The sequence below is a fragment of the Bradyrhizobium nivariense genome (assembly GCF_029846695.2).
In the GTDB taxonomy this organism is placed as follows: domain Bacteria; phylum Pseudomonadota; class Alphaproteobacteria; order Rhizobiales; family Xanthobacteraceae; genus Bradyrhizobium.
This window is the reverse complement of record NZ_JARWCR020000096.1, coordinates 17349-28712: the sequence shown is the minus strand read 5'-3', so window position 1 is coordinate 28712 and position 11364 is coordinate 17349. Positions and strand designations below refer to the sequence as shown.

At 67.1% G+C, this 11364-nt stretch carries 10 protein-coding genes; 5 read left to right on the top strand and 5 right to left on the bottom strand.

Going from position 1 to position 11364, the window contains the following annotated elements; translation table 11 throughout:
• Positions 1-247: 247 nt before the first annotated feature.
• Genes QCM77_RS41750 through QCM77_RS41730 form a run of 5 tightly spaced genes read right to left on the bottom strand, consistent with a single transcriptional unit; the run spans position 248 to position 3820 of the window.
• Positions 248-1018 carry a sulfite exporter TauE/SafE family protein gene (locus tag QCM77_RS41750; protein WP_280096654.1) on the bottom strand — a complete coding sequence of 257 codons (771 nt, stop codon included), beginning with the start codon at positions 1016-1018 and terminating at the stop codon, positions 248-250.
• Positions 1015-2271, bottom strand: a complete 1257-nt coding sequence (locus tag QCM77_RS41745) for a CCA tRNA nucleotidyltransferase (RefSeq protein WP_279668378.1) — start codon at positions 2269-2271, stop codon at positions 1015-1017. The genes QCM77_RS41750 and QCM77_RS41745 overlap by 4 nt, the downstream gene beginning before the upstream one ends.
• A 9-nt stretch (positions 2272-2280) precedes the next feature.
• Positions 2281-2544: a DUF6111 family protein gene (locus tag QCM77_RS41740; RefSeq protein WP_279668380.1), complete on the bottom strand. Its 264-nt coding sequence runs from the start codon at positions 2542-2544 to the stop codon at positions 2281-2283.
• On the bottom strand, positions 2541-3212 hold the full coding sequence (locus QCM77_RS41735; protein ID WP_279668382.1) for a CoA pyrophosphatase: 672 nt from the start codon (positions 3210-3212) through the stop codon (positions 2541-2543). Before QCM77_RS41735 ends, QCM77_RS41740 begins: the two co-directional genes overlap by 4 nt.
• Positions 3209-3820, bottom strand: coding sequence for a DUF1285 domain-containing protein (locus tag QCM77_RS41730; RefSeq protein ID WP_279668384.1), 612 nt, complete (start codon positions 3818-3820; stop codon positions 3209-3211). Before QCM77_RS41730 ends, QCM77_RS41735 begins: the two co-directional genes overlap by 4 nt.
• Positions 3821-4096: 276 nt before the next feature.
• Between QCM77_RS41730 and QCM77_RS41725 the strand changes: the two genes are divergently transcribed.
• Genes QCM77_RS41725 through QCM77_RS41705 form a run of 5 tightly spaced genes read left to right on the top strand, consistent with a single transcriptional unit; the run spans position 4097 to position 11331 of the window.
• A complete protein-coding gene (locus tag QCM77_RS41725; protein WP_279668386.1) occupies positions 4097-5095 on the top strand; it encodes an AAA family ATPase in 999 nt (332 codons plus the stop codon).
• Positions 5095-6039 (top strand): DUF58 domain-containing protein, encoded by a 945-nt coding sequence (locus QCM77_RS41720; RefSeq protein WP_279668388.1) that lies wholly within the window; start codon positions 5095-5097, stop codon positions 6037-6039. The genes QCM77_RS41725 and QCM77_RS41720 overlap by 1 nt, the downstream gene beginning before the upstream one ends.
• Entirely contained in the window at positions 6036-8849 is a 2814-nt protein-coding gene (locus tag QCM77_RS41715) for a DUF4159 domain-containing protein (RefSeq protein WP_280096653.1), read from the top strand. The genes QCM77_RS41720 and QCM77_RS41715 overlap by 4 nt, the downstream gene beginning before the upstream one ends.
• Before the next feature lie 7 nt (positions 8850-8856).
• Positions 8857-10920 carry a hypothetical protein gene (locus tag QCM77_RS41710; protein ID WP_279692765.1) on the top strand — a complete coding sequence of 688 codons (2064 nt, stop codon included), beginning with the start codon at positions 8857-8859 and terminating at the stop codon, positions 10918-10920.
• A gap of 30 nt (positions 10921-10950) precedes the next feature.
• The gene (locus QCM77_RS41705) at positions 10951-11331 is read left to right on the top strand and encodes a hypothetical protein (RefSeq protein ID WP_279668393.1); all 381 of its coding nucleotides are present in this window, start codon (positions 10951-10953) and stop codon (positions 11329-11331) included.
• Positions 11332-11364 lie beyond the last annotated feature (33 nt).

Below are 11364 nucleotides of genomic sequence, written 5' to 3'. Positions count from 1 at the left end.
GAGCCATTGCTGGCAGCCATGCGGGCGTGAGGCGCGGGCAGCGAACTCAATAGCGACACCGACGGCCGCCTTCGTTGCATGGAGGTGATGCGGAGCCGCGTTTTTACACAGCCTGGGTCACAAGCCGCCGATGATGGCTAAGCCGGCCGACTTCCGGTTTGGGCACGGCAGCCGGCGGCTATGAGCACACGCACTGGACGAGGTCGATCCGCGCTCCACGCGCGAATGCCGATTGGGCCGGAGGCATCTACGCGATCAGCTGCCTCGCCGCAGCCGAGATCATCACCAGCCCGCCGGTGATCACGGCGACGTCGAGGATCGCGGTGTGGATATGCACCGGCATCCGCTCGACGAAAGCCTTGGCCAGGAACGCGCCGGGGATGGCGATCCCCCCGATCAGCAGTGCGAAGGCGAGCACCTGCGCGGTGACGGCGCCGGCGAGGCCGAACACCGAGATCTTGATGAGGCCGGTGCCGAGAGAGATCATCGCATCTGTCGCGATCACGGTGGCGCCTTCGAGACCGGCGGCCATCAGCAGCGACAGCAGGATCACGCCGGAGCCGGAGGTGCCGCCGACCAGCACGCCATAGCCGACGGAGCCGGCTGCGAGGCCGGTGTCGCCGATCTTGACCTGACGGCGGCGGAGCACACGACGCAGCGGCACGCTCAGGATCAGCATGGAGCCGATCACCAGCGCCGCGCCCGCATTGGTGAGGCGCGTATAGCCGTAGGCGCCGAGCGCCGTCGTCAGCGCGGCGCAGGCGAGCACGATCAGCGCGCGGCGGCGGTCGGCGTAACGGAGATAAGCGATCGCGCGGCTCGAATTGGTGAAGATCGCTGAGATCGCGATGATCGGCACCACGGGCTCGGCGCCGACCAGCGGCACCAGCACCAGCGGCATCAAGGCGCCGGTGCCATAGCCGGCGAGACCACCGATGATCGAAGCAAACAACGCCATCAACGCGACCAGCAGAAGCTGAAAAATCGAGATGTCGGCGAAGCCTGAGACGATGGTCACGGTCTCTCATCGCGGCTGATGCGTGCCGCAGCTTGATCGGCGATGGAAGCGAGTGCGGCTTCCTCTAGGGGAAAATCCGCTGCAAGCCAAGCGTCCTCGGCGAGCGTCAACACATGTCCGAGCGCGGGCCCTTCCGCCATGCCGCGCGCGATGAAGTCGGCGGCGCGAAGCGGAAATTTCGGCGCAGTCCAGCGCTGCGGCAGTTCGGCGAGCGCTCGCCATCGCGACGAGCTGATGTCAGCGCCGGCTCTCGCCCAACCCAGCAACACGCGATCGTGATAGCGCTCCGGACCGAGCCGGTAGAGCAGCCGCCGCGCATCGGCTTCGTCCTTGGTGGCCAAACGCCACCAACGGTGCCCCATCGAATCCAGCGCCTTGGTTTCCGCATTGGAGAGCCTCAGGCGCGTGGCGACGCGTTTGGCATCTTCGGTCACCGCGACCGTCAGCGCGGCCAGCCGCCGCGTGCTGCTTGCCGGCAGGCCGAGCTCGCGCTCGATCGCGATCATCGCCGAGAGCGGGCCGGTATAGGCGACGCCGCCGGTCAGCGCCTGCAGCAATCCGCCATCCGCCATCGCAAGCGCGGCGGCAGACGCGCCGTGAGCGACCAGCAGCTTCAGCATCTCCATGCGCAGCCGCTCGGCCGACAGGCTCACAAGGCCGGCGCGCCCCCGGATGCAGGCGAGATAGCCGTTGCGATCGGGATCGCCGGCGCCAAAGGCGGCGTGGATGCGGAAGAAGCGCAGGATGCGCAGGAAATCCTCGGCGATGCGCTGGTCGGGATCGCCGATGAAGCGCACGCGCCGCGCGGCCGCATCCGCGACGCCTCCGACGTAATCGTGGACGACGCCCTCAGCATCGACCGAGAGCCCGTTCATGGTGAAGTCGCGGCGCTCGGCGTCCTTCACCCAGTCGCGGCCGAACGCGACCTTGGCCTTGCGGCCGAAGGTCTCGGTATCCTCGCGCAGCGTCGTGACTTCGTAAGGTTGCCCGTCGATGACGAGCGTGACGGTGCCGTGGTCGATGCCGGTCGGCACGCCCTTGATGCCGGCGCTTTTGGCGCGCCGCATCACCTCGTGCGGCAGCGCCGTGGTTGCGATGTCGATGTCACCGGGCACAAGACCGAGCAGCGCGTTGCGCACGGCGCCACCGACCACCCGCGCCTCCTCACCATCCGCGTTGAGCAGCTCCAGGACGCGCGCGGTCCCGCCTGAGGTCAGCCAGGGCGCATCGGCGAGCAGGGGCTCCGCGCTCATCGGCCGGCCCTATCTTTCCACGCCCGGCACGAGCTTGCCGTGCTCGATATGGGCGGGAACGTAGGTCGAATCCGGCGCGGCGCCGGAGAAATGCGCAAAGCCGATCAACCCTGCGATCACCAGGACGAGCGCCGCCAGGGCAAGGCGCGCGACGACATAGACCGGCCAGGACGATTGCACGAACAGCCCGGAACGGCTGGCAGCCAGGAACAGCGCATAGACGGCGAAGGGAACGAGGAAAATTCCGATCTCGGTCAGGACCGGGCGGATCATGATGAATAGATCCGCTCATAGAGCACGCGCAGCATTCCGGCCGTCGCACCCCAGATGTAGCGTTCCGCAAACGGCATCGCGTAGTAAGACCGCTCCATGCCGCGGAATTCCTTGCTGTGCACCTGGTGGTTGACCGGGTTCATCAGGAAGGATAGCGGCACTTCGAACGCATCATCAACCTCGGAATGGTTGATCGTCAGCTCAAAACCCGGTCGCACCCGGGCGACCGTCGGCAGAATGCGAAAGCCGAACGCGGTGCCGTAGAGATCGAGATAGCCGATCGGCTCGACGAAATCGCGCGACAGCCCGACCTCCTCCTCGGCCTCGCGCAGCGCCGCATCGAGCGGCGAGGAGTCGGTCGCGTCGATCTTGCCGCCGGGAAAGGCGATCTGGCCGGCATGGTCGTTCAGATGCGCGGAACGCTGCGTCAGCAGGATGGTCGGCTCGGGATGATCGACCACCGCGATCAAAACCGCCGCCGGCCGCACCGGCTGCTCGCGCGCGATGATCTCGAGCATCTTGTCGGTGCCGGGATCGCCCGAGGCCGGAATGATGTTGGGATCGTAGAGGCCGGGTGGAACGTCGAAGCCGAGCCGCGCCGTGGAGCGGGCGAAGAAATCGGCCGCGCCGAGCGTGGCGGGATCGTTCCTAGGGATAGGCTTGTTCAAAGCGCGGCCCTCACCTGCTCCGCATCGGCCATGGCGAAGAATTCGCCGGCCGATTCGACGCCGAACATCGGCTGGCCATCGACCATCCGCTCCTCACCCATGTCAACCAGATCGTAATAGAGCGCACGGGTGACCTTGGCCCAGAGTTCGGCGCGGACATGCAGATAGGGCGTCAGCCCGCCGTCCTTGGCCTGCTCGAAGCGCAGCCGGTGCGCCGAATCGCAGGTGACCCAGTCGTCGACATTGGTGCGGAAGCGGAGCACGCGATGGTTGTCCTCGCCGTCCTTCTGCATCTCGACCGCCATGAACGGCGCGTCGTCGACGCGAATGCCGACCTTCTCCACGGGCGTGACGAGGAAATGCTTGTCGCCTTCACGCTTGAGGATGGTCGAGAACAGACGGACCAAAGCATGACGGCCGATTGGCGTCCCCAAATAGAACCAGGTACCATCGGAGGCGATTCGAATGTCGAGATCGCCGCAAAACGGCGGATTCCACAGATGCACGGGAGGCAGGCCCTTTTTGGCGCCTTCGGCATCGGCAGCACTTTTGGCGGCGGCAGTCAGCCCCTCAAGACCGCGATCGGCGCTCTGCCCTTGGTTCGCCATGGTTTGCCCTGACTCTGTCATTTGGCACGTTTGGTGCAGGTCTGATTTGTAAGTCTACGTTGTCTGGCGGTGCACGGTTCCACCCCGGATTAGTCCGGTGTGGAGGTCGCCACTTCGTGATGCCCTACATATCCCTAAGCCGATAAGGTGGGGATAGGTTAATTCAACGAATACATGGCCTTCCTGCAAGCCTAGCATAGGGCCGAGGTATTGACTTGACGACGTAATGACATGACGACGCAAGCGAGCCGCATGGCAGGCTGAAGGAGCTAACGGATGGCGGAGAGTGTCGAGAAGCTCGAAGACGGAATCGTCCGTTCGGCCGAGCAGGTGTCGAGCCAGATTCGCGCGGCAAAGGATGCGATCGCGTCCGTCATCTTCGGCCAGGACCGCGTGATCGAGAACACGCTGGTCACCATCCTCTCCGGCGGCCATGCGTTGTTGATCGGCGTCCCCGGCCTCGCCAAGACCAAGCTGGTCGAGACGCTCGGCATCACGCTCGGCCTCGATGCCAAGCGCATCCAGTTCACGCCCGATTTGATGCCGTCTGACATTCTCGGCGCCGAAGTGCTCGACGAAAGCACCTCCGGCAAGCGTGCCTTCCGCTTCATCTCCGGCCCCGTGTTCGCGCAACTGCTGATGGCCGACGAGATCAACCGCGCCAGCCCGCGGACGCAGTCGGCGTTGCTCCAGGCGATGCAGGAGCAGCACATCACGGTTGCCGGCGCGCGGCACGATCTGCCGAAGCCATTCCACGTGCTCGCCACGCAAAACCCGCTGGAGCAGGAAGGCACCTATCCGCTGCCCGAGGCCCAACTCGACCGCTTCCTGATGGAAATCGACGTCGACTATCCCGATCGCGACGCCGAGCGCCGCATCCTGTTCGAGACCACCGGCGTCGATGAGACGTTGGCGAAGGGCTCGATGACACCTGACGCACTCATCACCGCGCAGCGGCTGATCCGGCGCCTGCCGGTCGGCGATTCCGTGGTCGAAGCGATCCTGTCGCTGGTGCGCGCGGCCCGTCCGGGTCCGGACAGCGGCGAGACCGGCAAGTTCATCGCCTGGGGACCGGGCCCGCGCGCCAGCCAATCGCTGATGCTCGCGGTGCGCGCACGCGCGCTGATCGACGGACGCCTCGCGCCCTCGATCGACGACGTGCTCGACCTCGCCGAGCCCGTGCTGAAGCACCGCATGGCGCTGACGTTCCAGGCGCGCGCCGAAGGCCGCACGATTCCGGACGTGATCCGGCAATTGAAAACACGGATCGGTTGATGGCCGCAGAGAACGGGCACGCTGCGAAGGAGATCATCGCGATCCGACGTGCCGATGGTGAAAGCCGCACGCTCGCCGCTTCGCTGCCGCGCCTGGTGCTCGAGGCCCGCCGTATCGCCGCCAACGTCATCCACGGTTTGCACGGCCGCCGCCGCGCCGGCTCCGGCGAAAATTTCTGGCAGTACCGCCGCTTCGTCTCCGGCGAGCCGTCACAGAACGTCGACTGGCGGCGCTCGGCGCGCGACGATCATCTCTATGTCCGCGAGCTCGAATGGGAAGCCTCGCACACGGTCTGGATCTGGCCCGACCGCTCGCCCTCGATGGCTTTCGCTTCAAAGCAGGCGCGCGACTCCAAGCTCGAGCGGACGCTGATCGTCGCCTTCGCGCTGGCCGAGCTGCTGGTCTCCGGCGGCGAACGCGTCGGCATTCCCGGACTGATGGCACCGACCGCGAGCCGCAGCGTCATCGACAAGATGGCGCAGGCGATGCTGCATGACGATGCCGACCGGCCGAGCCTGCCGCCGTCCTTCGTGCCTGCGGCACTGGCCGAGACGATCGTGCTGTCGGACTTCTGGTCGCCGATCGCGGAGATCAGGGCGACGCTCGCCGGCCTGTCCGGCTCCGGAGCGCATGGCACGCTGGTGCAGGTCGTCGATCCCGCCGAAGAATCGTTCCCGTATTCCGGCCGCGTCGAGTTCGTCGAGCCCGAAGGGTTCGGCATGATCACCGCCGGCCGCGCCGAGAGCTGGGCGCAGGATTACACCGCGAGGCTCGCGCTGCACCGCGACCAGATCCGCGCCGAGACCAACAAGCTCGACTGGCTGTTCACGACGCATGCGACCGACCGCTCGGCAGCCGAACTCTTGCTATTCCTGCATGCCGGCATGCAGGTGAGCAAGTCGGGCGCCCGCACCACGACGATCAAGGCGGGGCCCACCGCATGATGGGGCTGCCGCTCGCCTTCACCGAACCGCTGCTCCTGATCGGCCTCGTCAGCCTGCCGGTGCTGTGGTGGCTGCTGCGCGTGGTGCCGCCGCGGCCGCGCCGCATCGAGTTTCCGCCGACGCGCCTCTTGTTCGACATCGCTCAAAGGGAAGAGACGCCCTCGCGGACGCCGTGGTGGCTGACCGCCTTGCGACTCCTGGCTGCGGCGCTTGTCATTTTCGCCGCCGCCGGCCCGATCTGGAATCCGCAGGTCGGCGCGGCCTCCAGCAAGGCGCCGCTGATGATCATGTTCGACGACGGCTGGAGCGCGGCATCGAACTGGGACATCCGGATCAGGGCCGCCGACGAGCTGATCGCAAACGCCGACAACGACCGCCGCGCGATTGCGCTGGTGCCGCTGTCCGAGCCGAACCGCGACATCACGCTGATGCAGGCGGGCGCCGCGCGCGTCGCGCTGCGGCAACTCACGCCAAAGCCGTATTCGATCGACCGCGTCGAGACCCTGACCGCAATCGATCGCTTCCTGAAAGCGACCGGCGACTGCGAGATCGCCTGGCTCTCCGACAGCGTCGACACCGGTCGCGGCGAGGAATTCGTGGCTGGCCTCGGCAAGACCATCGGCGATCGCAGCCTGATCGTGTTCGAAGGCGGCACCTCCTCGCCGCTGGCCCTGGTCGCGGCCGAGAACGCCGCCGCCAAAATGACCGTGAAGGTGCTGCGCACCGACAGCGGCATCGCCATCGGCACCGTGCGTGCGCTGGACCAGAAGGCCTCGCCGATCGGCGAAGCGCGTTTTTCGTTCGGCCCGCAGGACAAGGAAACCGAAGCTTCGTTCGATCTGCCGGTCGAGCTGCGCAACGACATCACGCGGCTGGAAATTGCCGGTGAGCGCTCCGCCGGCGCGGTGCAGCTGCTCGACAAGCGCTGGCGCCGCCGCGCCATCGGCATCGTCTCGGGCGCGACCAGCGAGACCGCGCAGCCGCTGCTGGCGCCGACCTTCTATCTCACCCGCGCGCTGGCGCCGTTCGCCGACGTGCGGCTCGCCGACAAGGGCTCGCCGCAGCAGGGCATCACGCAGTTCCTCGACCAGAAGCTGCCGATGATCATCCTTGCCGATGTCGGCACCATCGCCCCTGAAATCCGCGAGCGGCTCAATGCCTGGATCGACCAGGGCGGCGTGCTGGTGCGGTTCGCCGGTCCGCGGCTGGCGCAGGCCGAAGACGATCTCGTGCCGGTCAAGCTGCGCAAGGGCGGCCGGACGCTCGGCGGCAGCCTGACCTGGGAAAAGCCGCAACATCTGGCCTCCTTTGCGGCCGACGGTCCGTTTGCCGGCGTCGTGGTCCCCAAGGATGTCACCATAAGCCGCCAGGTGCTGGCCGAGCCCGACGCCGTGCTCGCCACCAAGAGCTGGGCGTCGCTGGAAGACGGCACGCCGCTGGTGACCGGCGAGCACCGCGGCAAGGGCGTGGTCAGCCTGTTCCACGTCAGCGCCGACATGCGCTGGTCGGATCTGCCGATGTCGGGCACTTTCGTCGAAATCCTGCGGCGTGTCGTCGACATGTCCGGCTATACCGCCAAGCCGGGCGCCGGAGTTGCCACTGAGGCGACCGCCGAGACGGTGGCGCCGCTGCATATCCTCGACGGCTTCGGCGCCTTCGGCCCGCCGCCGGCCGCCGCAAAGCCGCTGCCCGCGGATTATCGCGACCGCGCCACACCCGATCATCCGCCGGGCTTCTATGGTCCGGCAGAAGGACCGCTCGCCGTGAACACGCTTGCCGCCGCCGACCGTATCGCAGCCCTGAACACCGCGAGCCTGCGCGCCCGGCACGCCACCTACACCAATGCCGAGCCGCAGGACTTGCGCGGCTGGCTGCTGTCGACGGCGCTGGCGCTGTTCCTGATCGACGCCATCATCGTCGCGGTGCTCGGCGGCGGCCTCGCCGCGCTGCTGCGCCGCCGCGCCGCGCCCGCGATGATCGTCTTCGGACTGGTGCTTGCGGGCCTGTTGTCGTTCTCGCCGACGCCGGCGCGCGCCGACAACGCCGCGGACGAGTTCGCGATGAAGGCGGTGTCGCAGACCCGCCTCGCCTATGTCGTGACCGGCAATGCCGACGTCGATTCCATCGTCAAGGCCGGCCTGTCCGGACTGACGCTGTTCCTGGCGCAGCGCACCGCGCTCGAGGCCGGCGATCCCGTCGGCATCAATCCCGCACGCGACGAGCTCGCCTTCTTCCCGCTGATCTACTGGCCGATCGTGCCCGGCGCGCCCAAGCCGCCGCAGGACGCCATCAACAAGATCGACGCCTACATGAAGCAAGGCGGCACCGTGCTGTTCGACACCCGCGACGCGATCGAGGCGTCGCCTGGCGCGAACGGCGCCGCGCAGACCCCCGCCATGCAGACGCTCCGCGATATCCTGTCTTCGCTCGACGTGCCCGAGCTGGAGCCGGTGCCGCGCGAGCACGTGTTGACCAAGACCTTCTATCTCTTGCGCGACTTCCCCGGCCGCTTCAACACCGGCCAGACCTGGGTCGAAACCCTGCCGCGCGAAGACGACGACGACAGCGCGCAGCGGCCGGCCCGCGGCGGCGACGGCGTCTCGCCGATCATCATCACCTCGAACGACCTTGCCGGCGCCTGGGCCGTGCGGCCCGACGGCCAGGCCATGCTGCCGGTGACCGGCGGCGACCCCCGCCAGCGCGAATTCGCCTACCGCGCCGGCGCCAACATCGTGATGTACACGCTGACCGGCAACTACAAGGCCGACCAGGTGCACGCACCGGCCCTGATCGAACGTCTGGGGCAATAGGATCGACATGAATTACGGCATCGCGTTCACGCCGCTTGTTCCCGCGATCGTCCTGTGGCTCGCGCTGGCCGCGATCGTCGTCATCGCGCTCGTGCTGCTGCTTGCGCGGGCGCGCGGCGCTGCCGTGCGCGTGGCCGCGCTGGTGCTGTTCCTGCTGGCGCTCGCCAATCCCTCCTTCACCCGCGAGGACCGCGATCCCCTCACCTCGGTCGCCGCAATCGTCGTCGACAAGAGCCCGAGCCAGAATTTCGGCAACCGCAATCGCGAGGCAGCAACGGCACAGGAAGCGCTGGTCGACAGCCTGAAGAAGATCAAGGGACTCGAGGTTCGCGTCGTCGATGCCGGACAGGCCGACGGCGAGACCGACGGCACAAAGCTGTTCGGCGCCCTCGCCTCGGCATTGTCCGACGTGCCGGTCGACCGCGTCGCCGGTGCGTTCCTGATCACCGACGGCCGCGTCCATGACATTCCGGCCAACGCCGCCGGGCTCGGCTTCCAGGCGCCGGTGCACGCGCTGATCACCGGGCAGAAGGACGAGCGCGACCGCCGCATCGCGATCTTGGCGGCGCCGCGCTTCGGCATCGTCGGGCAGGCCCAGACCATCACCTACCGCCTCGACGACCAGGGCGTCAGCGGCGAGCGCGCCAAGGTCACGGTCCGCAGGGACGGCGAAGTGATCAACGAGCGCACGCTATCGAGCGGGCAGGCCGCAAGCGTCGACGTCGACATCAAGCATGCCGGGCCGAACATCGTCGAGATCGAGGCCTCGCCGCTCGAACGGGAATTGACGCCGGTGAACAACCGCGCCGTCGTCGCCATCGACGGCGTGCGCGACAAGCTGCGCGTGCTGCTGGTCTCGGGCGAGCCGCATTCCGGCGAGCGCACCTGGCGCAATTTGCTCAAATCCGATGCCAGCGTCGACCTCGTCCACTTCACCATTCTGCGGCCGCCGGAGAAGCAGGACGGCACGCCGATCAACGAATTGTCGCTGATCGCGTTTCCGACCCGCGAGCTGTTCCAGCAGAAGATCAACGAATTCCAGCTGATCATCTTCGACCGCTATGCCCGCCAGGGCGTGCTGCCGATCGCCTATTTCGACAACATCGCACGCTATGTGCGCTCGGGCGGCGCGGTGCTGGTTTCCGCCGGGCCCGACTACGCCTCCAACACCAGCATCTGGCGCACGCCGCTGGATTCGGTGCTGCCGGCAGAGCCCGTCGGCGTGACGGAAAAGCCGTTCTACGCGCATCTCTCGGACGTCGGCAAACGCCATCCCGTCACGCGTGGCCTCGAGGGCTCGGCCTCCGAGCCGCCGCGCTGGAGCCGGTTCTTCCGCACCGTCGATACCCGCAATGCGGTCAACCCGCCGGTGATGACAGGCGTCGACGGCAAGCCGCTGTTGTTCCTGTCGCGTTTCGGCGAGGGCCGCGTCGCGCTCCTGCTCTCCGACCACATCTGGCTGTGGGCGCGCGGCTATGAAGGCGGCGGCCCGCATCTCGATCTCTTGCGGCGGATGTCGCACTGGCTGATGAAGCAGCCTGATCTGGACGAGGAAGCGTTGCGCCTGCAGGTGCAGGGCAAGAATCTCGTGGTGGTGCGCCAGACCATGGCAGACAGCGTTCAGCCGGTCAGCGTGACCTCGCCATCGGGCGTGTCGCGCGACCTGACGCTTGCGCCCGGCGATCCCGGCGAATGGCGCGCCAGCCTGCCGGCGAGCGAGCTCGGCCTGTGGCAGGCGACCGACGGCACGCTGAAGGCGCTGATCAATGTCGGCCCGACCAATCCGAAGGAGTTTTCGGAAGTCACCTCCACCGTCGATACCCTGAAGCCGCTGACACAGGCGACCGGCGGCAACGCCGTGCGCGTGGTCGACGGCGCCAGCGTCGAGCTGCCGCGCATCCTGCCGGTCCGCTCGGCGAGCGTCTTCCATGGTGACGGCTGGATGGGGGTGCGGATGCGCGACGCCAGCGTCGTGAAGGGCGTCGGGGTGCTGCCGATCTTCGCCGGCCTGATCGGCCTGTTGCTGCTGCTCGGCGCGTTCGCCGCGACCTGGGTCCGCGAAGGGCGCTGATCTTTGAGAACCGCGTTGAGAGGCAAAGCCATGGCTGCGGTCTTTGGTGTCCTGTGCGCTGTCGCAATGATTTGGGCAGCCGTCAAATACTTCGCGATCCGATCTGCGTTGCTCGACAAGCTGCCCCTGCAATTCCGTGATGAACTGAGCTCGCGCTATGCGATTCCGATTTATGCGCTGGAGCCATCGACGCCGCTGCCATTGCAGGCGGACTATGTGACGCTAATGGCTGTCGGCAGCGTTGCCATGATCTGCTTCGCCCTCGCTTGCTTGTTGGCTGGGCAGATGGCGGGCGCATTGCTCGCCGGCTTGGGCTCAGTCGCAGTCATAGCTTCGACGATCAAATCCTGGTGGACCTACCGGGACAACTGCATTGGGCGTTCGACGGCCATCGGGCCTGACGAGGTGTGATACCGCCATATGCGGCAGTCCGTTGCCCCAATC